Here is a 20,673-nt window from a genome sequence, read left to right on the forward strand (position 1 = left end):
GGAGCGGGCACTCAGGATCGCACGTTGGCGCGCGCCGGGCACGCCCGGCTCAGGTCGTGCGGTGCTGTGCCAGCGCCCACTGCACGTGCTCGCGCACCAGCGGCGAGGGATCATCGATGCGGGTCTGCAGTGCGGCCAGGGTCTGCGGTGCTGTCGGCGCGTTGCCCAGTGCCACGGCGATGTTGCGCAGCCAGCGCTCATGGCCGCTGCGACGGATCGGGCTGCCTTCGGTGCGGCGCAGGAATTCCACCTCGTCCCAGGCGAACAGCTGATCCAGGCGCGCGGTGTCCAGGTTGTTGCGTGCGCGGAAATCGGCTTCATCGGTGCGCTTGGCAAACTTGTTCCACGGGCAGACCAGCTGGCAGTCGTCGCAGCCGTAGATGCGATTGCCGATCAGCGGCCGCATGTCCTCGGGGATCGCGCCGTCATGCTCGATGGTCAGATAGGAAATGCAGCGGCGCGCATCCAGCCGCTGCGGGGCGGTGATGGCGCGCGTGGGGCAGATGTCGATGCAGCGCGTGCAGGTGCCGCAGTGCGCAGTGGCGGGCGCGTCGACCGGCAACGGCAGGTCGATGTAGATCTCGCCGATGAAGAACCATGAGCCTCCCTGGCGATCGATCAGGCAGGTGTGCTTGCCGATCCAACCGAGCCCGGCGTTGCGGGCCAGGGCCCGTTCCAGCACCGGTGCCGAATCGACGAAAACGCGGTAGCCCAGTGGCGCGACTTCATCGTTGATCCGCGCAGCGAGCTTCTGCAGGCGGTTGCGCATCAGCTTGTGGTAGTCGCGCCCCAGCGCGTAGCGCGCCACGTAGGCGCGGCCGGGATCGGCCAGGGTCGCCCAGGCTTCGGTATCGTCGCGGTGGCTGTAGTCCATGCCCACGGAAATGACCCGCACCGTGCCCGGCAGCAGTTCGGCCGGGCGTGCGCGCAGCGTGCCGTGGCGTGCCATCCAGTCCATGGTCCCGTACAGGCCCTGGCCCAGCCAGTCGGCCAGGTGTGCCTCGTCCTCGCCCAGCTCGATGCCGGCAATGCCGCAGCGCTGGAAACCGTGTGCACGGGCCAGTTCGCGGATGCGCTGCACGGCCTGGACCGGGTCGGCTGGGGCAGGGGCGGGGACGGAGGACATGTGCACCAGTATAAAATCCCGGCATGCCCGATCTCTCTCTTCTGTTCGACACCGCTGCTGCGCGCGCGCTGGATGCCCGCGCGTCGGCGCTTGCCGGTGATGGTGGCTGGAGCCTGATGGCGCAGGCTGGCCTGGCGGGCTGGCAGTGCCTGCTGCAGCAATGGCCGGATGCCCGCAGTCTCTATGTGGTGGCTGGCGCCGGTAACAACGGCGGCGATGGCTACGTACTGGCGACCCATGCGCTGCAGGCGGGTCGCCAGGTGCAGGTGATCACCCTGCCGGGCAGGCTGCCCGCCACGCCGCTGGCGCAGCAGGCGGCGGCCGCATTCGCTGCCGCCGGCGGCAGCAGCATCGAGTTCGACGGCCAGCTGCCGGTCGCCGACGTCGGCGTGGATGCGCTGTTCGGTCTCGGCCTGGATCGGGCCCCGGCCGGCATGGCGCAGGCGCTGATCGAAGCACTCAACGCCTCTCCGGCGCCGGTGCTGGCACTGGATGTACCCAGCGGTGTCGATGCCGATCAGGGCGGCGTGCCCGGCGTTGCGGTGCGCGCGGCGGTCACCCTGCAGTTCATTGTCTGCCACCGGGGCCTGTACACCGGCGACGCGCTGGATCATGTCGGCCAGCGTCGGCTGGCGCCGTTGGACCTGCCGGAGGCGGCGCGGGAAGGCATCGCGGCCAGCGCGGAGCGCTGGGTCGGCGACCGTCTGCGGGCGCTGCTGCCGCCGCGCCGGGCCAATACCCACAAGGGCGAGTCCGGGCATGTGCTGTGTGTGGGCGGCAACCACGGCAGTGGCGGTGCAGCGGTGATGGCGGCCGAGGCCGCACTGCGTGCCGGTGCCGGACTGCTCAGTGTCGGCACCCGTCGTGAGCATGTGGGGGCGATGCTTGCGCGCCTGCCCGAGGCGATGGCGCATGCGCTGGAAGATGGCGCGGCGTTGCCTGCGCTGCTGGACCGCGCACGGGTCGTTGCGATCGGGCCGGGCCTTGGCCAGGACGACTGGGCGCGTGCGCTGCATGCCAGCGTGCTCGCCTGCGGGCGTCCACTGGTGATCGACGCCGATGCCCTGAATCTGCTGGCGCAGAATCCGCACGCGGTGCCTGATGCCATCCTGACGCCGCATCCGGGAGAGGCTGCACGCCTGCTGGGCTGCAGTACCGCCGAGGTGCAGGCCGATCGCTTCGGCAGCGCGCAGGCGCTGGCCGAGCGCTATCACGCCACGGTGGTGCTGAAGGGTGCCGGCAGTGTAGTCGCGGCACCTGCGCGGCTGCCGCGGCTGATCGCGGCCGGCAATCCGGGCATGGCGGTCGGTGGCATGGGAGATCTGCTGACCGGCGTCATTGCTGGACTGCGCGCGCAGGGATTGGACGCATTCGATGCCGCAGCAGGCGGCGCCCTGCTGCACGCGCTTGCCGGCGACGCCGCTGCCATCGACGGCGCGCGTGGTCTGCTTCCCACCGACCTGCTGGCGCCCCTGCGGCGGCTGGCCAATCCGGAACGCTCCCCATGAACGAATTCTTCCTTGCCGACAGCGATGCCACCGAACGTCTCGGGCAGTGGCTGGCGGCCACGCGACCGCCGCAGGCGTTGATCGAGCTGCGCGGCGACCTCGGCGCCGGCAAATCCACCACCGCGCGTGCGCTGCTGCGTGCGCTGGGCGTGCAGGGTGCGATCCGCAGCCCGACCTACACCCTGGTCGAGCGCTATCCGCTGGCCAGTGGCGGCGAGGCGTGGCATCTGGACCTGTACCGCATCGGCCAGGCCGGGGAACTGGATTTCCTGGGCCTGGACGAGGGCAGTGCGGTGCTGTGGCTGGTCGAGTGGCCGGAACGGGGGGCGGGCGCATTGCCGCCGACGGACCTGGTCGTGGCGCTGGAGATCGAGGGCCAGGGGCGCCGGGCGCGTCTCAGTGGGCTCAGCGACGCTGGCCGGGAATGGCTGCAGCGGCTGGCCGAAGGTGGAGACTTGCGGCCTGTTTCTGTCGCCTGACGAGAACAAAGATCGGCAGGTTACGGATTATTAAGGAAAAAGGTATTGCATTCCGTTCAGCGCGGTGATTGAATCCTGAGCCATGCGCCTGGGGAACCGTCTCATCGCCATCTGTGCCGCCGTCGGACTGGGTCTGGCGAGCCTCAGCGCGTGGGCGGGTGAAGTCCGCCAGGTACAGCTGAATACAGGCTCCACCGGCACCCGCGCGGAAATCTCGCTGGTCGGCAGTGGCGGCTACAAGACGCTGTCACTGGCCAACCCGAACCGGCTGGTGGTCGATTTCCCGGATTCCACTGCCGTGCGCAACCTGAAGATGCCGGCTGCGCAGGGCGTGGTGACGGCAGTGCGCACCGGACAACCGGTTCCGGGCACCTTCCGTGTTGTTTTCGATCTTGCGGAATCCGTGGCGCCGTTCCGCCCGCAGATGCAGCGCGAAGGAGAGGCGTCGAAGCTGGTGATCGAATGGCCGGGTGACAGCCCGGGCGTGGCCGCTGCGGCGCCGGCGCCGGCTCCGGTTGCCACGACCACGCAGACGACGGCACCCAGCATGCAGACGCGCAGCGACGCCGCCCGCGCTACCGCGTTGTTGACCGCGCAGGTGCAGCAGCAGGCCAGTGCCACGGCTGCCGCCCCGGCCGCGCCCACGCCGGCGCCGTCCACCGCGCCCGTGCAGGTGGCCGCTGCGGGCACCAGCGCCAGCAGCACCCCGCCGGCATCGTCGCCCGCGGCGATCCTGGCCGGCCAGCGCACCGCTGCGGTGGTGAGCAATCCGCCAGCCCCGGCACCGGTACCGGCATCGCCGCCGCCCGAACCGCCGCGTCCGGCGATGCCCAGCGACGCTTCGCGCATCCGTATGCAGCCTGGCATGCGGCACCTGGTGGTGGCGATCGATCCCGGCCACGGCGGACAGGATCCGGGCGCGATCGGACCCACCGGCAAGCGCGAGAAAGACGTTACCCTGGCGGTGGCGCGTGAGCTGGCCCGTCAGGTCAATGCCACGCCGGGCCTGAAAGCCTATCTGACCCGCGACAGCGACGTGTTCATCCCGCTGCCGATGCGCGCACAGAAGGCCCGCGCGAACAAGGCTGACATCTTCATCTCGATTCATGCGGACGCCGCCGAGAACCGCTCGGCGACCGGTTCATCGGTGTACGTGCTGTCCACCAAGGGTGCCTCGTCGCAGCGTGCGCGCTGGCTGGCGGACAAGGAAAACGCCGCCGATCTGGTCGGTGGTGTGCGCCTGCAGCAGACCGAAGGCACGCTGGCCAACGTTCTGCTCGATCTGGCGCAGAGCGGTTACATGAAGGCGTCCGAAGATGCGGCCGGTCATGTGCTGGGTGGACTGAAGCGGATCGGCAACAACCACAAGCCAAACATCGAGCGCGCCAACTTCGCGGTGCTACGCACCTCGGACATGCCGGCGATGCTGGTGGAAACCGCCTTCATCTCCAATCCGGACGAGGAGCGCCGCCTGATCGACCCGGGCTACCAGCGCAAGATCGCCGGTGCGGTGCTCGATGGCGTGCACACGTTCTTCAGCCGGCAGCCGCCGCCGGGGACGCTCTATGCGGCCCGCGCACAGGCCGAGATCGACGCGGCCGCCACCATGGCCGGCGGCAGCAAGTAGGCCGCACCCTGTTGGACCGGCCATGCCTGGGGCGTGGCGCATCATCGGCATCGCACAGGTGATCCGGCTCGACTCTCCACGCGGTACCTCCGCTATCATCGGCGCATGAAGTCTGCTGCCTACCTTGCCCCATGAGCGCGCCCGGCCCGCGCCCGATCCGGCCCTTGCCGGACATCCTGATCAACCAGATCGCCGCCGGCGAGGTGGTCGAGCGCCCCGCGTCAGTGGTCAAGGAACTGGTCGAGAATGCGATCGATGCCGGCGCCAGCCGTGTCGACATCGACCTGGAAGAAGGTGGCGTGCGCCTGATCCGCATCCGCGACAACGGCAGTGGCATCGCAGCGGAGCAGCTGCCATTGGCCGTCTCGCGGCATGCCACCAGCAAGATCGCCAACCTGGACGATCTGGAGTCGGTGGCCACGCTCGGGTTCCGCGGCGAAGCGCTGCCATCGATCGCGTCGGTCAGTCGTTTCACCCTGGCGTCGCGCCGCGCAGATGACGAGCACGGTTCCGCGCTGCAGATCGATGGCGGCAAGATCGGCGAGGTCACGCCGCGCGCGCACGCACCGGGTACCACGGTGGAAGTGCGCGAGCTGTTCTACAACGTGCCCGCGCGACGCAAGTTCCTGCGCGCCGAGCGCACCGAACTGGGGCACATCGAAGAATGGCTGCGCTCGCTGGCGCTGGCGCGGCCGGACGTCGAGCTGCGGGTCTCGCACAATGGCAAGGCATCACGCCGCTACAAGCCGGGTGACCTGTATTCGGACGCGCGCCTGTCCGAGACACTGGGCGATGATTTCGCGCTGCAGGCGGTGCGCGTGGACCACAGCGGCGCGGGCCTGCGCCTGCACGGCTGGATCGCGCAGCCGCATTATTCGCGGGCCAGTACCGACCAGCAGTACCTGTACGTCAACGGCCGTTCGGTGCGCGACCGCAGCGTTGCCCATGCGGTGAAGATGGCCTACGGCGATGTGCTGTTCCATGGCCGGCAGCCGGCCTACGTGCTGTTCCTGGAACTCGACCCCACGCGCGTTGACGTCAACGTGCATCCGGCCAAGCACGAAGTGCGTTTCCGTGATGCGCGGCTGGTCCATGATTTCGTCTACCGCACGCTGAAGGACGCGCTGGCCGATACCCGAGCCGGCGTGTCGGCGCAGGAGATCGGTGCAGGTGCCGGGCAGGCAGCGGACGCCGGGGCAGCAGCGGCGGCATCGACCGTGGGCGCGTCCGGATTCGGTCTGGTCCGTGGTCCTGCTCCGGGGGCGGGCGGCGGTGGCGGATATCAGGGATGGCGCCCGCAGCAGCCGCTGGGCCTGCAGGTTGCCGATGCGCCGGCAGCCTACGCTGCGCTCTATGCCACGCCTGCTGCAGGCGAAGGCGGCACCGCGCAGCCTGCGATGCCGAGCGGAAACGGCCTGCCGGACACCCGTGCAGACGCGGGCGTGCCGCCCCTGGGGTATGCGATCGCGCAGCTGCATGGCATCTACATCCTGGCCGAGAATGCCGAAGGCCTGATCGTGGTCGACATGCACGCGGCGCACGAACGCATCGGCTACGAGCGGCTGAAGAACGCGCACGATGGTATCGGCCTGCAGTCGCAGCCGTTGCTCGTGCCGATCACGCTGGCGGTGGGCGAACGCGAAGCGGATACCGCAGAGAGCGAGGCCGCGACGCTGGCCTCGCTTGGTTTCGAGGTGACGCGGGCCGGCCCGGGCTCGCTGCATGTGCGCAGCATTCCCGCGCTGCTGGCCCACGCCGAGCCGGAGGGGTTGCTGCGCGATGTGCTGACCGACCTGCGTGAGCACGGCCAGAGCCGCCGCGTAGCGAGCGCGCGCGATGAACTGCTGTCGACCATGGCCTGCCATGGCGCTGTGCGAGCCAATCGCCGGCTGACGGTGCCGGAAATGAACGCCCTGCTGCGCGACATGGAGATCACCGAGCGATCCGGCCAGTGCAACCACGGCCGGCCGACCTGGGCCCGTTTTTCGCTGGCGGAGATCGACCGCTGGTTCCTGCGCGGACGTTGAGGGGAGCATCGATGGCGTATCGGGGAATGGGCGGCCTGCTGGCTGTCTTGTTGCTGGCAGCCTGCAGCCCGGCGCCGCCGCCGGCGCCGGCGGTGGTGGAAGATCCGGCATACGCCGCCGCGCAGCAGCAATGGCGCGTGGCGCGTTATCAGGACCTGACACGGCCTGATGGCTGGACGGCGCTGGTCGGTCTGCACTGGCTGCAGAACAGCTCGCACTTCGTTGGCAGCGGTGCCACCAATGGCATCCGCCTGGCAGTGGGGCCGGACAAGCTCGGCCTGCTGCGGCGCGAGGGCCGGCAATGGTGGTTCACGCCGGAAGCCGGGGCGGAGCTCACTCACAATGGCCAGCCGGTGAAGGGGCGCATCCGCATGGATACCGACAAGGATCCGCAGCCTACCCTGCTTGCCTTCGACGGTGGCAAGGGCCAGCTCAGCCTGATCCGGCGTGGTCCGCGCGATGCGCTGAGGGTCAAGCATGCCGACGCGCCTGCACGCCGGGATTTCGCCGGCCTGCAGTACTGGCCGGGAGGTCCCGACTGGCAGGTGCAGGCGCGCTTCGTTGCGCACGCACCGGGCAAGACCTTGCCGATCGTCGACATCACCGGACTGACCACCGACATGCCCAATGCCGGTGCCGTCGAGTTCGAGCGTGATGGCCGGACCTGGCGGCTGGAGGCGATCGGTGCCCCCGGCGAGCCCCTGTTCCTGATTTTCGCGGACCGCACCAGCGGCCGCGGCAGCTATCCCGCTGGCCGCTATCTGGATACCGGCGCCCCCGGCGCCGATGGCCGCGTGCTCATCGATTTCAACCACGCCTACAACCCGCCCTGCGCGTTCACGCCCTACGCGACCTGTCCGTTGGCACCGCCGGAGAACCGGCTGGACCTTCGCGTGGACGCGGGCGAAAAGGCCTACCACCTGCCTGAAGGAGAAGGCTGACATGCTGATCAGACACCTGTTACACGCCGCCCTGTTGCTGCTGGCCTGCGCGGTGGCGCCACTGGCGCAGGCCCGCAATGCGCCGGCCGCTGAAGGTGCGTCGGTCAAGCCGCCGGTACCGCTGCTGTGGAAGGTCACCGGCCCCGGCGATTCACGGCTGTATCTGCTGGGCTCGTTCCATCTGTTGAAGCCGCAGGACTATCCGCTGTCGGCCGACGTGGAGCAGGCCTTCGGGGCCTCGCAGCGCGTGTTGTTCGAACTCTCACCGGAAGACATGCAGTCGCCGCAGCTGGCCAGCCGCATGGTGCAGGCCGCCGTGCGCACCGACGGCAGCGAACTGAAGCGTGATCTCGATGCAGCGACCTGGCAGAAGCTGCAGGCCTTCGCCACCGCGAACAAGCTGCCGCTGGCGCAGATGCAGGGCATGAAACCCTGGTTTGTCGGTCTGAGCATTTCAGTGGGGCAGATGCAGAAGATGGGCCTGGACCCGGCCCTCGGTCTGGACCGTCACTTCATGGAGCGCGCACAGGCGACCGGGCGCAGCACCGGTGGTCTGGAGGACATCGATACGCAGATCGGCATGCTTGATGGGATGTCGGTGCAGGAGCAGCGGCAGATGCTGTCCGAAGCCCTCGATCAGGCCGACAAGGGTGATGAACAGGCGCGCATGCTGCACGACGCATGGCGCCGCGGTGACGAGCGCCTGCTGTGGACGAAAATGGCTGCCGAGATGCGCCAGCAGTATCCGCAGCTGTATCAGCGCATCAATACCGGCCGCAATGATGCCTGGGTGCCGAAGCTGGTGCCCTATCTGCAGGCGGGGCAGGGTGGCACGCTGGTGGTGGTTGGCACGCTGCATCTGCTCGGCAGCGATGGCGTGGTCGAGAAGCTCAGGGCGAAGGGCTACAAGGTCGAGCGCGTCTGCACGGCGTGCAAGGCGAAGCGCTGACGTCTGCCTGCGGATGACCCGCAGACGAAAACGGCGCGCCAGTGGCGCGCCGTTTTCATGTCAGTCCCTGCCGTGGCTCAGCGGCGGGTCTTGCCGCCGGTGCCGGTGCCCGGTTCGTTCGGCTTGCTGCCGGTTCCGGTTCCCGGGCCGGTTCCGCCGGGGCGGGGGCCGCCGAAGCCGGTGCCCATGCTGCGCTGAAATTCCTGCCACAGCTCCAGGTTGCGTTCGGTCAGCTGGTTCATCATCGCCCACGGCGTCTGGCCCAGCAGGTTGCCCATCTGCTGGCGGAACTGCTGCTGCTGGTCCAGGAACACCTGCATGCTGCGTTCCAGGTAGTTGCCCATGAATCCCTGCAGGGAGTCGCCGTAGAAGCGGATCAGCTGGCTCAGCAACTGGGTGGAGAGCATCGGCTCGCCGTCCTGCTCCTGGTCGGCGATGATCTGCAGCAGGACCGAACGGGTAAGGTCGTCACCGCTCTTGGCGTCGCGGACCTCGAAGTCTTCACCGTCCAGTATCAGCTGGCGGACGTCCTCGATGGTGATATAGCTGGAAATCTCGGTGTCGTAGAGACGGCGGTTCGGATACTTCTTGATGATGCGGGTCGCAGCCATGAAGCGGTCACTCGTCACAGTAGACGCGCAGCATGGCGCAGTGCAGCAGCCGTTGCAACCGCCCCAGCCCCCGCCAGGCTTGGCTTTCACGGCGGATCATGTTGCGCAACAAGGGTTTGCGTGCTGCGCAGCATGACCGCAGGCAGGTGCGGTCCGGCACACGACCGGCCGCGCCCGCGCGGATCACCAGCCCATGTGGTGGCCGCCGTTGATGTCCAGGTTGCTGCCGGTGATCCACGAGGCCTCCTCGGCCACCAGGAAGGACACGCCGTAGGCGATCTCCTCCGGCTTGCCCAGGCGCCCGGTCGGAATGTCGGCGATGATCTTGGCCCGCACTTCCTCCGGCACGGCCATGACCATGTCCGTGGCGACATAGCCCGGCGAAATGGTGTTGACGGTGATGCCGAAGCCCGCGTTCTCGCGCGCCAGTGAGATGGTGAAGCCGTGCATGCCGGCCTTGGCGGCGGCGTAGTTGGCCTGGCCATACTGGCCCTTCAGACCGTTGATCGAGCTGATCTGGATGACCCGGCCCCAGCCGCGGCGACGCATGCCTTCGATGACCGGGCGGGTGACGTTGAACACCGAATTGAGGTTGGTGTTGATCACGTCATGCCACTGGTCCGCACGCATCCGGTGAAAGGTCGTATCGCGGGTGATGCCGGCGTTGTTGACCAGGATCTCGACCGGGCCCAGTTCGTTTTCGACGGCGCGCACCATCGCTTCGGCACTGTCCGGATCGGACACGTCGCCGGCGAAGATGGACACGCTGTAGCCGCGTTCGGTCATCGCCTGCTGCCAGGCGCGGGCCTTGGTTTCATCGCGATAGTTGGTGGCGACCCGGTGGCCCTGGTCGGCCAGGCGTTGGCAGATGGCGGTACCGATGCCGCCGGTTCCGCCGGTGACCAGTGCGACGCGAGATGTCATGGAATGCAGTCCGGGTTTCAGGTGGGGGAAGGGGGATTCTGCAACATCGGCGCGGAAAGTGCGCCCGTCGGCAACAGGATGTCCGTGCGTGGCAGGCGGGCCGGATCGAATGCCTGCCGGGCCGCCGCGAGCAGGTCGTGCAGATCGTCGTGACCCTCGAGTGCGGCGGGCGACTGGCCGAGCAGGCCCCACAACTGACGCAGCACCGGCACCGGGCGGGCGCTGTCGACCGGCAGCGCGGCCAGCGACTTGGACAGCTTGTGCCCGGGCGCGTCCAGCAGCAGGGGCAGGTGCCAGTATCGCGGCACTGCCAGTCCGAGTGCCTGCTGCAGCAGGATCTGCCGCGCGGTGGAGTCGAGCAGGTCGGCGCCGCGCACCACGTCGGTGACGCCCTGCGCGGCATCGTCGACCACCACCGCCAGCTGGTAGGCCCAGCACCCGTCGGCGCGGCGCAGCACGAAATCACCCACCTCGGCGTGGACGTCCTGCACCTGACGGCCGCGCAGGCCGTCGTCGAACTGCACCACGCTGCCGGCCGGTACGCGGAAGCGGACGGCAGGGTCCGGTCGGGGCTGCCGCGCGACGCAGCGATGGTGGATGCCCCCCCGGGCTGCCAGTTCGCTGCGGCTGCAGTGGCAGATGAAGGCCAGCCCGCTGGCCAGCAGCCTGTCCAGAGCCTGCTGGTAAGCATCGCCACGTTCGCTCTGCCACAGCACCGGACCATCGTGGGCCAGGCCGAATGCCGCCAGTGCCTGCAACTGCGCGTGCGCAGCCCCGGGCACGGTGCGTGGGGGATCGATGTCCTCGATGCGCAGCCGCCACAGGCCATGGTGATGGCGTGCGAGCAGCCAGCTGCCGAATGCAGCCAGCAGGGAGCCGGGGTGCAGCAGGCCGGTAGGCGAGGGCGCGAAGCGGCCGCAGGAAAGGGGGGAGGTCATGCTGGCTGAATCGTCGGTCAGGTTGGTGCTTGAATTCAAGCTGACCGCACCGCAAATTGACGGATATCGACCCCTTCCGAGCCGGAATTTCCCATGTTTACCCGCATCGCACTCTTTCTAGCCACCAACTTTGCAGTGCTGATCCTGGCCGGCATCGTGATGTCGCTGCTGGGGGTCAATCCGAACCAGATGAGCGGCCTGCTGGTGATGGCTGCGATTTTCGGCTTCGGCGGTTCCTTCATCTCGCTGCTGTTGTCCAAGTGGATGGCCAAGCGCTCCACCGGCGCGGTGGTGATCACCGAGCCACGCAACCAGACCGAGCGCTGGCTGCTGGCCACCGTCGAGCGCCAGGCCAAGGCGGCCGGCATCGGCATGCCCGAAGTGGCGGTCTACGATGGCCCGGAGATCAACGCATTCGCCACCGGCGCCAACCGCAACAACGCGCTGGTGGCGGTGTCCACCGGTCTGCTGCAGAACATGAGCGAAGATGAGGCCGAAGCCGTACTGGGCCACGAGATCGCCCACGTGGCGAATGGAGACATGATCACCATGGCGCTGCTGCAGGGTGTGCTGAACACCTTCGTGATCGTGCTGGCGCGCGTGGTCGGCGGCGTCATCGACAGCGCGCTGTCGGGCAACCGCGAAGGCGGCGGCCGCGGGTTCGCCTACTACATCATCGTGTTCGTGCTGGAGATGGTGTTCGGCCTGTTCGCGACCATGATCTCGATGTGGTTCTCGCGCCATCGTGAGTTCCGCGCCGATGCCGGTGGTGCCTCGCTGGCAGGTCGTCAGAAGATGATCGCCGCGCTGGAGCGCCTGCAGCTCAACCACGGCCAGAGCACGCTGCCGACTCAGATCGCCGCCTTCGGCATCGCCGGTTCGACCGCGAAGAAGCTGTTCATGAGCCATCCGCCGCTGGAAGAGCGCATCGCCGCGCTGCGGGCCTCGACGGTGGTGTAAGCCTCCGGTTGCAACGCACTGCTACAGGAACGCCCGGCCCCGTGCCGGGCGTTTCTGTTTGCGCGTCGGCAGCATCGACGCGTGCCTGCAGGATCGTTTCCGCGACTGCGGAGGGGTGTCACTTTCAAGGTCGAAGGCGAAGCGGCCGCTTCGCTCGCCGGGCATGGCCCGGCGCTACCCGTCATCGTCGTGCAGCTGTGGTTCTTGACCTTGGGTCCGCCTTGAGCGAGCCGAGCACCGCAGGTCCGGCGAGGGCGAAGAGGTGCGGGTGTCTGAGCGCAGCGAGTTCCCGCACCGTCCCTCGACGGACCGAGGAGCGCAGGGAACCGGCGTGCACAGCACGTCGGCTCGCGTCCTGGCGGCGTGTTTCTTTCTTTGCACGAGCTAAGAAAGTGACAAGCACGATCACTGCGGATACGAAAACGGCACCTTCACAGGTGCCGTCTCCATGAACCGCTTTACAGGGAAGCTCAGAACTTCGCGTCGAACTCGGCCGCATAGCCCGTGTTGACCAGCACCTTCTGCAGCGACTCGGACACCTTCAGGTTGCCCGCCACCACCTGCTGGGTTTCCGGACCGCGGTTGTCCATGCGTGCAAGCGGTGCTCCCTTGAAATCGCACACCTTGCCACCGGCCTCACGCACCAGCAGCACGCCGGCCGCGATGTCCCAGGCCTTGACCCCGGCCTCGAAGTAGGCGTCGGCGCGACCGCAGGCGACATAGGCCAGGTCCAGCGCAGCGGAACCGGTACGGCGGATGTCCTCGGCCTGCACCAGCAGAGCATCGACCGCCTTCAACTGGGCGCCGGCACGGGCGCGCTCGCGCGGAGCGAAGCCGGTCTGGATCATGGTGCCGCCCAGGTCCTTGCGATCCGCCACGCGGATGCGACGGTCGTTCAGCACGGCGCCCGCGCCACGGCTGGCGGTGAACAGCTCGTTGCGCAGCGGATCGAAGATGACCGCGTCGGTCGGCTCGCCGTTCTCGACCAGGGCGATCGATACACAGTAGTGGGGCACGCCGCGCAGGTAGTTGCTGGTGCCGTCCAGCGGATCGATGACCCACATGTGGCGATGTTCGCCCTGCACGCCGCCTTCCTCGCCAAACACGCCGTACTCGGGATACGCGCGCTTGAGCTCCTTGACGATGACCTTTTCCGCGTCCGCATCGACTTCGCTGGCGTAGTCCATCCGCCCCTTCTGCACCACGTTCAGTGCCTCGAGCTTGTTGATGTTGCGCAACAGGACGTTGCCGGCGAGGCGGGCGGCCTTGACCATGACGGTGACGGCGGGTTTCTGCATGGCGTGGGCTCCCGGAAAGGCAGAAGGGTAGGACTGGCGGGGGAAAAGAGCGGGTCCGGCGCAGTGGCCGGCCGCACAGTTTACCATTGGTCATCGTCCAGCTCGACCTTTTCCCTGTTCATGTCCCAGTTCCCCGCCGCCACCCGCCTCCGATTCGTCCTGGTCGGAACCCAGCATCCCGGCAACATGGGCGCCGCCGCCCGCGCCCTGAAGACCATGGGCCTGGCCCGCCTGGTACTGGTGGCCCCGGAAAAACCGCTGGACGAGGAGGCATTCCGCCGCTCGGCCGGCGCCGAGGACGTGCTCGGCGATGCGCCCGTGGTGGCCACCCTGGCCGAGGCCGTCGCCGACTGCCGTCTGGTATTGGGGTGTACGGCCCGCGCACGCCGGGTCCAGCTGGAGGAGTACCTGCCCGCCGACGCAGCGGCCCGTGCGGTCGCCAAGGCCGGTGAGGGTGCCGAGGTGGCGCTGGTGTTTGGCCGGGAACGGACCGGCCTGACCAACGAGGAGCTGCAGCTGTGCCACGCGGCGGTGCACATTCCGTCCGATCCGGCGTTCAGTTCGCTCAACCTCGCCGCCGCCGTGCAGGTGTTGGCCTACGAGGTGCGCATGCAGCTGCTCGGCGCCCAGCCTGCCGTTGGCGCCGAACCGGGCTTTCGTGAGCAGGTGGCCAGCCACGAACAGATGGAGAGCTTCTTCGCCCAGCTTGGCGACACCCTGGACGAGATCGATTTCCACAAGGGCCGTGCGCCGGAGTCGGCGATGCGCAAGCTGCGCCGCCTGTTCCTGCGCAGCGAGCCGAGCGAGCAGGAAGTGCGGTTGCTGCGCGGCATCCTGGCCGATGCCCAGCGCATGGCGCGTCTGGCCAAGCCGGGCAGTCACAACGGCTGACGACGTTCTCATTTTTTCGGGTAGTCTGTCCGGATACCCAGGGGGGGATGAAACCGGTGTCGGGTCTGCGAACGGCAATGCAGGGGGCGCTGCTGAGCCTGGCCATGGTCCTGCTGGCCGGAACGGTGCGCGCTGCGCCGGATCCGGTGCTGGTGCTGGGCCGGATCAGCGACGATCCCAAGGCCCATTACCAGCAGCTGCAGCCGCTGCTGGACTACGTGGTGGCACGCATGCACGACGTCGGCATCCAGGAGGGGAGGATACTGATGGCGCGTGATCCGCAGCAGATGGCCAGCTATCTGCGGCGGGGGCAGGTCGACTGGGTCACGGAAACCGCCGGAACCGCAGTGGCGCTGGGTCAGCGCAGCGGTGCGCGGCCGTTGCTGCTGACCGAGCGCAATGGCGTGCGTGAGTACCAGACCGTATTCTTCGTGCGCCGCGACAGCCCGTTCCAGCGGCTGGAGGACCTGCGGGGCCACCGCCTTGCGCTGCAGAACACCGCATCCACCAGCGCCTACCTGGTGCCGGTGATGACGTTGCTGGGCCACGGGTTGTCCCCACAGATCCTCGCGGGTACGTGGGACGCTCCGGGCACGGACAGCGTCGGCTATGTGTTCGCCCGCAGCGAGCTGAACATCGCCACCTACGTGCACAAGGGCGTGGCCGATGGGGGTGCGGTGAGCAGCGTGGACTGGAACGATGAACGGCGCATGCCGCGGGCGTTCCGGCGCGACTTCCGCGAACTGTTGCGCACGGAGCCCTATCCTCGCGCCGTGGAGGTGGTGCGCGCCGACCTGGATGCACGCGTCCGTGACCGCCTGCAGGAGGTCCTGCTGCAGGCGGCCAGTGATCCACAGGCACAGGCGGCGCTTCACCGTTTTTTTGGTACTTCCGGTTTCCACCGCGTCGACGCGCATGCGCAGCAGCGGCTGGATGAATTGAAACAAGGATTGACGCGCGTGCGGATGGAAGTGGAATGAAGTGGCTCGGCTCGGGAATGCAGGCGCGGTTCCTGCTCGCGATGGGCGGGGCGATGCTTGTGGTGGTGGCGATCCTGGCGGTGCTGCTGGGGCGGCAGGCGGCGATGCAGAGCGAGGTGCGCAACCTCAGCGGCGGCGTCATCCATGAACTGTTCGACCGCAGCGTGCGCAGCCGCGGCGAAGCGATCGCCCGTGAGCTTTCCGATGCGCTGGCCAACCCGCTGTACTACCACGATCTGGACCAGGTCGGCGCACTGGTGCGCAGCACGTCGCGGCAGCCCGTGGTGCGCTATGTGCTGGTGTTCGACGAACGTGGCCGGCTGGTGCACGACGGTTCGGTGGAGGTCGCCGCCTTCGGTCAGCCCATGGGAGATCCCCTTGCGCCGGGCGCGATCGCCGCGCGGACGCTGGTGGTGCAGCAGTCGCCAAAGGTGCTCGACAACACGATGCCGATCATGGTCGGCAACCAGCGCATCGGCGGCGTCCGCGTCGGCATGGCGCTGGACGAAGTGCAGCAGCGCGAGCAGGCCGCCAACGCAACGCTGGGCGAGCGCCTGCAGCAGGTCGGCAGCCGTCATCTGGGCTGGCTGCTGCTGATGCTCGGCCTGCTGGTGGTGATCGGCGTGGCGGTGATCTTCTACGTGCAGCGCACCCTGGTCGCGCCGATCCGCGACCTGGCGGTGGCGGCCCGTCGCATCGAAGCCGGCGACTACCAGGCGCCGCTGCTGGAGAATACCCGCGACGACGAGGTCGGCGAGCTGGTGCGGGGATTCGCCCGCATGCGTGATGCCATCGCCCGCCACGACCGCGAGGTACGGCACATGGCCTACACCGACGCACTGACCGGCCTGACCAACCGCTTGGCGTTCCGCGAAGCTCTGGACCACCGGCTGATGGCCGCGCGTGCGTCCAAGCAGCGGTTGGGCCTGTTGTTTGCGGACATCGACGATTTCAAGCGGGTCAACGATACCCTCGGGCATGAAGCGGGCGACGAAGCACTGCTGCAGTTTGCCCAGCGGATCGGCCGCGCCGTCGCCGAGGCCGGGGGCGATGAGGCGCTGCTGGCCCGTTTTGGCGGCGACGAGTTCGTGATCCTGGTCGGCGACGGCGATGTCGCTGCCAATGCGCGGCTGCTGGCCGAGGTGCTGGTGCGCGAACTGGGCAAGCCGCTGGTGGTGCAGGGCAGGGAGCTGTTCCTGGGCACCTCCATCGGCGTGACTCTGTTCCCGGACGATGCCGCAGACGCGACCACACTGCTGAAGAACGGCGACATCGCCATGTACCAGGCGAAGATGGCCGGCAAGAATTGCTACCGGTATTACAGCCGGGCGATGGACCATGCTGTCGAGCGCCGCGTGCACATGGAACAGGAACTGCGCGGCGCCTGGGAGCGCGGCGAGCTGCGCCTGGCCTACCAGCCGATCTTCCGCACCCGCGACCGGCGGATGGTCGGCGTCGAGGTGCTGCTGCGCTGGCAGCACCCCACTCTGGGCACGATCCCGCCGTCGGTGTTCATCGAAGTGGCCGAGCAGAGCGGGCTGATCGAGGTGATCGGGCCGAAGGTGCTGCGCGCGGCCTGCATGGAAGCGTCGCAGTGGCCGCGCAGTGCGGGCGGCGATGATCTGTTCGTGTCGGTGAACGTGTCGCCCCGGCAGCTGCGTGGCGGCGAGCTGCCGTCACTGGTCGCACAGTGCCTGCATGAGTCGGGGCTGCCGGCTTCGCGCCTGCATCTGGAACTGACCGAGACCGCCGTGATCGGTGATGAGATGGTGGCCGCGCAGTTGCTGGACAAGCTGCATCGCACCGGCGTCAAGGTGTGGCTGGACGACTTCGGCACCGGCTTCTCGGGCTTGAGCCACCTGCGCCAGGTGCCCGTGGACGGCGTGAAGATCGACAAGAGTTTCATTGCCGACATGCAGCGTGATCCGGACGACCTGGCGCTGACCACGGCGATCATCGCCATGGCCCACGCGCTGGGCATCACGGTGGTTGCCGAGGGCATCGAGCAGCAGGCGCAATTCGAGCTGCTGGCCCAGCGCGGCTGCGATCTTGGCCAGGGCTACTGGCTGAGCCACCCGGTCACCGCGACCGAAGTGGTGCGGATGATCGAGTCCGGCGTCTGAATCCTGGTCCAGGGGGCAGCTCCCTCTCCGCAGGAAACGGCTCTGACCCGGGCGGGATCGTTACAGCGGGCGCTTGCTCGGGTCGCCGGGCAGTTCCCGCACCAGCTTGGGAACCAGGTAGCCGGACAGGCGCGCGGTCAGGCCGGCAATCAGCTCCCTGGCGCGGGTGTCATCCACCTCGAAGTGGGCCACGCCCTCGACCCGGTCCAGCTGGTGCAGGTAATAGGGCAGCACGCCGGCGGCAAAGCTGCGTTCGCTCAGTTCCTGCAGCGCCTGCACGCTGTCGTTGACGCCACGCAGCAGCACTGCCTGGTTCAGGAGCTGGGCGCCGGTGCCACGCAGGCGCGCCATTGCCGCGTCCACACTGGCATCGAACTCATTGCGATGGTTGGCATGGACCACGATCGCCAGCGGCCACGGCAGGCTGCCCAGCCAGGCCAGCAGCTCGTCGTCGACCCGTTCCGGCAGCACGATCGGCAGCCGGGTGTGGATGCGCAGGCGACGGATGTGCGGAATCCGCCGCAGCGCGTCGGTCAGTTCGACCAGCTTGTGGGTGGCCAGCGACAGCGGATCCCCCCCGGACAGGATCACTTCGTCGATATCCGGATCGGCGGCGATGGCGTCCACCGCTTCCCACCAGCCGCCCTTGGCGGCATTCTCAGCGGCGTAGTCGAAGTGCCGGCGGAAACAGTAGCGGCAATTGATTGCACAGCTGCCGGTGGCGATCAGCAGCGCCCGGCCCCGGTACTTCTGGATGACCCCGGTCGCCTTCCTGGCCGCACCATCGCCCACCGCGTCGAAGCTGAACCCGGGAACGACCTGCATCTCGTCATTGACCGGCAGCACCTGGCGCAGCAGCGGGTCGGCCGCATCGCCCTTGCGCATGCGGGCCACGAACCCGTCCGGTACGCGCAGCGCGAACTGGGCCATGGCCGCCTCGGACACGCCCAGTGCGACCGGATCCAGCTCCAGCCGCGCCAGCAGTGCGTGCGGGTCGCGCAGCGCCTGGCGCCAGAGTTCCTGCCAGCGTGCGGGTGCACCCGGCGACGACGGGCGGGGAAAGGCGGAAAGCTGCATGGAGAGGGGGCCTGCGGTTATCATGGGGGCAGAAAAACAGTCGCCCACCGGCATCCGGTGGGCTTTCCATTCTACCGGCTCGCCGCACCCGCGGCGGTTTTGCCATTTGAGGAGCTTGAGCATGGCCACTGTGGGCATGAATGACGTCAAGAACGGGATGAAGATCCTGGTCAACAATGAACCGGCGGTCATCACCGATACCGAATACGTCAAGCCGGGCAAGGGCCAGGCGTTCACCCGCGTCAAGTACCGCTTCATCCGTTCGGGCCGCGTGGTCGAACTGACCATGAAGGCGACCGACGACCTGGAAGTGGCCGACGTGGTCGACACCGACATGAACTACATGTACAGCGATGGCGAGTACTGGCACTTCATGGATCCGGAGACCTTCGAGCAGGTCCAGGCCGACAAGGCCGGCATGGGCGGCGCCGAAAAGTGGCTGAAGGGCGAGGAAGCCTGCATCGTGACCCTGTTCAACGGTGCGCCGATCTTCGTGCAGCCGCCGAACTTCGTCGAGCTGAAGATCACCGAAACCGATCCGGGCGTCCGCGGTGACACCTCCGGCGGTGGCGGCAAGCCGGCCACGCTGGAAACCGGTGCCGTGGTCCGCGTGCCGCTGTTCGTCAACCAGGATGAAGTCATCCGGGTCGACACCCGTTCGGGCGAGTACTCCTCGCGCGTGAAGTAATCCGGCGCAGCCGGATGACCTGTGAGCCGGGCCCAGGCCCGGCTTTCCGGGCATCGCCCGGAACCCGTTGCCGGCGTCCACGGCGCCGCAACGGACAGCCGCCGGGCATGGCCCGGCGCTACCGCCTCCCGTGAGGTTCTCCCCCCAGCCAAGTGAGCCTGCATGAGCGACAGCCCGCACCTCCCCGAAGCCTGCGACCTGCTCATCGAAGCCGGCTACGTCGTTCCGATCGAACCGCATGCCGTGGTGCTGGAAGACCATGCCGTAGCCGTGCGTGGCGGCGAGATCGTGGCCGTGCTGCCGCGTGCCGAAGCGCGGGCGCGCTTCCGTGCCGCGCAGGTGGTCAGCCGTCCGGACGCCGCGCTGATGCCGGGCCTGGTCAACGCGCACACGCACAACCCGATGACCCTGCTGCGCGGCGTTGCGGATGACCTGCCGCTGATGACCTGGCTGCAGGAGCACATCTGGCCGGTGGAAGCGGCGGTGATCGGCCCCGAGTTCGTCGCCGACGGTACCACGCTGGCGATTGCCGAGATGCTGCGCGGCGGCACCACCTGCGCCAACGAGAACTACTTCTTCGGCGACGTGCAGGCGGCGGTCTACAAGAAGCATGGTTTCCGCGCGCTGGTGGGGGCGGTCATCATCGATTTCCCGACCGCCTGGGCGAAGAGCGACGACGAGTACTTCGCCAAGGCCGGGGAACTGCACGACCAGTGGCGCAACGACAGTCTGATCGGCGTCGCGTTCGCACCACATGCGCCCTACACGGTCAGCGATGCCAATTTCGAGCGGGTGCGGATGCTGTCCGACCAGCTCGACATGCAGGTGCACCTGCATACCCATGAGACCGCGCAGGAAGTCAGCGATTCGATCAGGCTGCATGGCCAGCGTCCGCTGGCGCGACTCGATCGCCTCGGCCTGGTCAATGACCGGTTGATCGCGGTGCACATGACCCAACTGACCGACGCGGAGATCCACCTGTGCGCCGAGCGTGGCGTCAGCGTGGTGCACTGCCCGGAATCGAACCTGAAACTGGCCTCCGGCTTCTGCCCCGCCTGCGCCCTGCAGCGCGCAGGCGTGAACCTGGCCATCGGTACCGATGGCTGTGCCAGCAACAACGACCTGGACATGTTCAGCGAGAACCGCACCGCGGCGATCCTGGCCAAGGCTGTCGCCAACGACGCCACTGCGCTGGACGCGGCCACCACGTTGCGCGCTTCCACGCTCGGTGGTGCCCGTGCGCTGGGCTTCGGCGAGCGGATCGGCTCGATCGAGGTGGGCAAGCAGGCCGATCTGGTCTGCGTGGACCTGTCCGCGCTGGAAACCCAGCCGCTGCACAACGTGCTTTCGCAACTGGTGTACGCCACCGGCCGGCAGCAGGTGAGCGACGTCTGGATTGCCGGCAAGCCCAAGCTGGTGCAGCGCGAGCTGGTCGGCATGGACCTGCCGGGCATCATCGCCAACGCGCGCCAGTGGCGCGAGCGCATCCGCCATATCCGCGCCTGAACCCTGGCGCTGCAAGGATT

At 68.1% G+C, this 20,673-nt stretch carries 18 protein-coding genes; 12 read left to right on the forward strand and 6 right to left on the reverse strand.

What is annotated here, in order from left to right; genetic code table 11:
* Positions 1-49: 49 nt before the first annotated feature.
* A complete protein-coding gene (queG, locus tag ACVOJ1_RS01025) occupies positions 50-1,126 on the reverse strand; it encodes a tRNA epoxyqueuosine(34) reductase QueG (RefSeq protein WP_262218718.1) in 1,077 nt (358 codons plus the stop codon).
* A 23-nt stretch (positions 1,127-1,149) separates the two neighbouring features.
* Here queG and ACVOJ1_RS01030 point away from each other — a divergent pair, with 23 nt between their 5' ends.
* The 6 genes from ACVOJ1_RS01030 (at position 1,150) to ACVOJ1_RS01055 (ending at position 8,657) form a co-directional block, all read left to right on the forward strand.
* Positions 1,150-2,634: an NAD(P)H-hydrate dehydratase gene (locus tag ACVOJ1_RS01030; protein WP_262218719.1), complete on the forward strand. Its 1,485-nt coding sequence runs from the start codon at positions 1,150-1,152 to the stop codon at positions 2,632-2,634.
* Positions 2,631-3,113 carry a tRNA (adenosine(37)-N6)-threonylcarbamoyltransferase complex ATPase subunit type 1 TsaE gene (gene tsaE / locus ACVOJ1_RS01035; protein WP_111186443.1) on the forward strand — a complete coding sequence of 161 codons (483 nt, stop codon included), beginning with the start codon at positions 2,631-2,633 and terminating at the stop codon, positions 3,111-3,113. Before ACVOJ1_RS01030 ends, tsaE begins: the two co-directional genes overlap by 4 nt.
* Positions 3,114-3,195: 82 nt before the next feature.
* Positions 3,196-4,740 (forward strand): N-acetylmuramoyl-L-alanine amidase, encoded by a 1,545-nt coding sequence (locus tag ACVOJ1_RS01040; RefSeq protein WP_111186442.1) that lies wholly within the window; start codon positions 3,196-3,198, stop codon positions 4,738-4,740.
* Between the two features lie 131 nt (positions 4,741-4,871).
* The gene (mutL, locus tag ACVOJ1_RS01045) at positions 4,872-6,767 is read left to right on the forward strand and encodes a DNA mismatch repair endonuclease MutL (protein WP_193396132.1); all 1,896 of its coding nucleotides are present in this window, start codon (positions 4,872-4,874) and stop codon (positions 6,765-6,767) included.
* Between the two features lie 11 nt (positions 6,768-6,778).
* The gene (locus ACVOJ1_RS01050) at positions 6,779-7,708 is read left to right on the forward strand and encodes a DUF1684 domain-containing protein (RefSeq protein WP_193396133.1); all 930 of its coding nucleotides are present in this window, start codon (positions 6,779-6,781) and stop codon (positions 7,706-7,708) included.
* A gap of 1 nt (position 7,709) precedes the next feature.
* Positions 7,710-8,657, forward strand: coding sequence for a TraB/GumN family protein (locus ACVOJ1_RS01055; RefSeq protein ID WP_193396134.1), 948 nt, complete (start codon positions 7,710-7,712; stop codon positions 8,655-8,657).
* A 77-nt stretch (positions 8,658-8,734) separates the two neighbouring features.
* Here ACVOJ1_RS01055 and phaR read toward each other — a convergent pair whose 3' ends face one another.
* The 3 genes from phaR to gluQRS form a co-directional block, all read right to left on the reverse strand.
* Positions 8,735-9,268 (reverse strand): polyhydroxyalkanoate synthesis repressor PhaR, encoded by a 534-nt coding sequence (gene phaR / locus ACVOJ1_RS01060; RefSeq protein ID WP_065175511.1) that lies wholly within the window; start codon positions 9,266-9,268, stop codon positions 8,735-8,737.
* A gap of 183 nt (positions 9,269-9,451) precedes the next feature.
* A complete protein-coding gene (phbB, locus tag ACVOJ1_RS01065; protein WP_180875542.1) occupies positions 9,452-10,192 on the reverse strand; it encodes an acetoacetyl-CoA reductase in 741 nt (246 codons plus the stop codon).
* A 17-nt stretch (positions 10,193-10,209) separates the two neighbouring features.
* Positions 10,210-11,130: a tRNA glutamyl-Q(34) synthetase GluQRS gene (gluQRS, locus tag ACVOJ1_RS01070; RefSeq protein WP_065181923.1), complete on the reverse strand. Its 921-nt coding sequence runs from the start codon at positions 11,128-11,130 to the stop codon at positions 10,210-10,212.
* Positions 11,131-11,223: 93 nt separating this feature from the next.
* Here gluQRS and htpX point away from each other — a divergent pair, with 93 nt between their 5' ends.
* Positions 11,224-12,090 carry a protease HtpX gene (htpX, locus tag ACVOJ1_RS01075; RefSeq protein ID WP_053520093.1) on the forward strand — a complete coding sequence of 289 codons (867 nt, stop codon included), beginning with the start codon at positions 11,224-11,226 and terminating at the stop codon, positions 12,088-12,090.
* A 470-nt stretch (positions 12,091-12,560) separates the two neighbouring features.
* Here htpX and ACVOJ1_RS01080 read toward each other — a convergent pair whose 3' ends face one another.
* On the reverse strand, positions 12,561-13,388 hold the full coding sequence (locus ACVOJ1_RS01080; RefSeq protein ID WP_346479899.1) for an inositol monophosphatase family protein: 828 nt from the start codon (positions 13,386-13,388) through the stop codon (positions 12,561-12,563).
* A gap of 120 nt (positions 13,389-13,508) precedes the next feature.
* Here ACVOJ1_RS01080 and ACVOJ1_RS01085 point away from each other — a divergent pair, with 120 nt between their 5' ends.
* The 3 genes from ACVOJ1_RS01085 to ACVOJ1_RS01095 are packed head-to-tail and all read left to right on the forward strand — an operon-like array spanning position 13,509 to position 17,382.
* On the forward strand, positions 13,509-14,279 hold the full coding sequence (locus ACVOJ1_RS01085) for an RNA methyltransferase (RefSeq protein WP_053520091.1): 771 nt from the start codon (positions 13,509-13,511) through the stop codon (positions 14,277-14,279).
* 47 nt (positions 14,280-14,326) lie between these two features.
* Positions 14,327-15,259, forward strand: a complete 933-nt coding sequence (locus ACVOJ1_RS01090) for a phosphate/phosphite/phosphonate ABC transporter substrate-binding protein (protein ID WP_053520090.1) — start codon at positions 14,327-14,329, stop codon at positions 15,257-15,259.
* Positions 15,256-17,382 (forward strand): putative bifunctional diguanylate cyclase/phosphodiesterase, encoded by a 2,127-nt coding sequence (locus ACVOJ1_RS01095; protein WP_053520089.1) that lies wholly within the window; start codon positions 15,256-15,258, stop codon positions 17,380-17,382. The genes ACVOJ1_RS01090 and ACVOJ1_RS01095 overlap by 4 nt, the downstream gene beginning before the upstream one ends.
* 60 nt (positions 17,383-17,442) lie before the next feature.
* Here the strand turns inward: ACVOJ1_RS01095 and epmB are convergent, their stop codons facing one another.
* A complete protein-coding gene (gene epmB / locus ACVOJ1_RS01100) occupies positions 17,443-18,459 on the reverse strand; it encodes an EF-P beta-lysylation protein EpmB (RefSeq protein WP_065175508.1) in 1,017 nt (338 codons plus the stop codon).
* 121 nt (positions 18,460-18,580) lie between these two features.
* Here epmB and efp point away from each other — a divergent pair, with 121 nt between their 5' ends.
* Positions 18,581-19,147: an elongation factor P gene (gene efp / locus ACVOJ1_RS01105; protein WP_053520087.1), complete on the forward strand. Its 567-nt coding sequence runs from the start codon at positions 18,581-18,583 to the stop codon at positions 19,145-19,147.
* A gap of 162 nt (positions 19,148-19,309) precedes the next feature.
* A complete protein-coding gene (locus ACVOJ1_RS01110; RefSeq protein ID WP_053520086.1) occupies positions 19,310-20,653 on the forward strand; it encodes a TRZ/ATZ family hydrolase in 1,344 nt (447 codons plus the stop codon).
* The last annotated feature ends 20 nt before the right edge of the window (positions 20,654-20,673 follow it).

The organism is Stenotrophomonas sp. STEN225 (assembly GCF_056756445.1).

Bases quoted from the DNA above. Each gene is read 5' to 3' on its own strand.
- phbB (WP_180875542.1), bottom strand. From the start codon at position 10,192: ATGACATCTCGCGTCGCACTGGTCACCGGCGGAACCGGCGGCATCGGT.
- mutL (WP_193396132.1), top strand. From the start codon at position 4,872: ATGAGCGCGCCCGGCCCGCGCCCGATCCGGCCCTTGCCGGACATCCTG.
- ACVOJ1_RS01080 (WP_346479899.1), bottom strand. From the start codon at position 13,388: ATGCAGAAACCCGCCGTCACCGTCATGGTCAAGGCCGCCCGCCTCGCC.
- phaR (WP_065175511.1), bottom strand. From the start codon at position 9,268: ATGGCTGCGACCCGCATCATCAAGAAGTATCCGAACCGCCGTCTCTAC.
- ACVOJ1_RS01110 (WP_053520086.1), top strand. From the start codon at position 19,310: ATGAGCGACAGCCCGCACCTCCCCGAAGCCTGCGACCTGCTCATCGAA.
- htpX (WP_053520093.1), top strand. From the start codon at position 11,224: ATGTTTACCCGCATCGCACTCTTTCTAGCCACCAACTTTGCAGTGCTG.
- efp (WP_053520087.1), top strand. From the start codon at position 18,581: ATGGCCACTGTGGGCATGAATGACGTCAAGAACGGGATGAAGATCCTG.
- gluQRS (WP_065181923.1), bottom strand. From the start codon at position 11,130: ATGACCTCCCCCCTTTCCTGCGGCCGCTTCGCGCCCTCGCCTACCGGC.
- epmB (WP_065175508.1), bottom strand. From the start codon at position 18,459: ATGCAGCTTTCCGCCTTTCCCCGCCCGTCGTCGCCGGGTGCACCCGCA.
- ACVOJ1_RS01055 (WP_193396134.1), top strand. From the start codon at position 7,710: ATGCTGATCAGACACCTGTTACACGCCGCCCTGTTGCTGCTGGCCTGC.
- ACVOJ1_RS01030 (WP_262218719.1), top strand. From the start codon at position 1,150: ATGCCCGATCTCTCTCTTCTGTTCGACACCGCTGCTGCGCGCGCGCTG.
- ACVOJ1_RS01095 (WP_053520089.1), top strand. From the start codon at position 15,256: ATGAAGTGGCTCGGCTCGGGAATGCAGGCGCGGTTCCTGCTCGCGATG.
- ACVOJ1_RS01050 (WP_193396133.1), top strand. From the start codon at position 6,779: ATGGCGTATCGGGGAATGGGCGGCCTGCTGGCTGTCTTGTTGCTGGCA.
- tsaE (WP_111186443.1), top strand. From the start codon at position 2,631: ATGAACGAATTCTTCCTTGCCGACAGCGATGCCACCGAACGTCTCGGG.
- ACVOJ1_RS01040 (WP_111186442.1), top strand. From the start codon at position 3,196: ATGCGCCTGGGGAACCGTCTCATCGCCATCTGTGCCGCCGTCGGACTG.
- ACVOJ1_RS01090 (WP_053520090.1), top strand. From the start codon at position 14,327: ATGAAACCGGTGTCGGGTCTGCGAACGGCAATGCAGGGGGCGCTGCTG.
- queG (WP_262218718.1), bottom strand. From the start codon at position 1,126: ATGTCCTCCGTCCCCGCCCCTGCCCCAGCCGACCCGGTCCAGGCCGTG.
- ACVOJ1_RS01085 (WP_053520091.1), top strand. From the start codon at position 13,509: ATGTCCCAGTTCCCCGCCGCCACCCGCCTCCGATTCGTCCTGGTCGGA.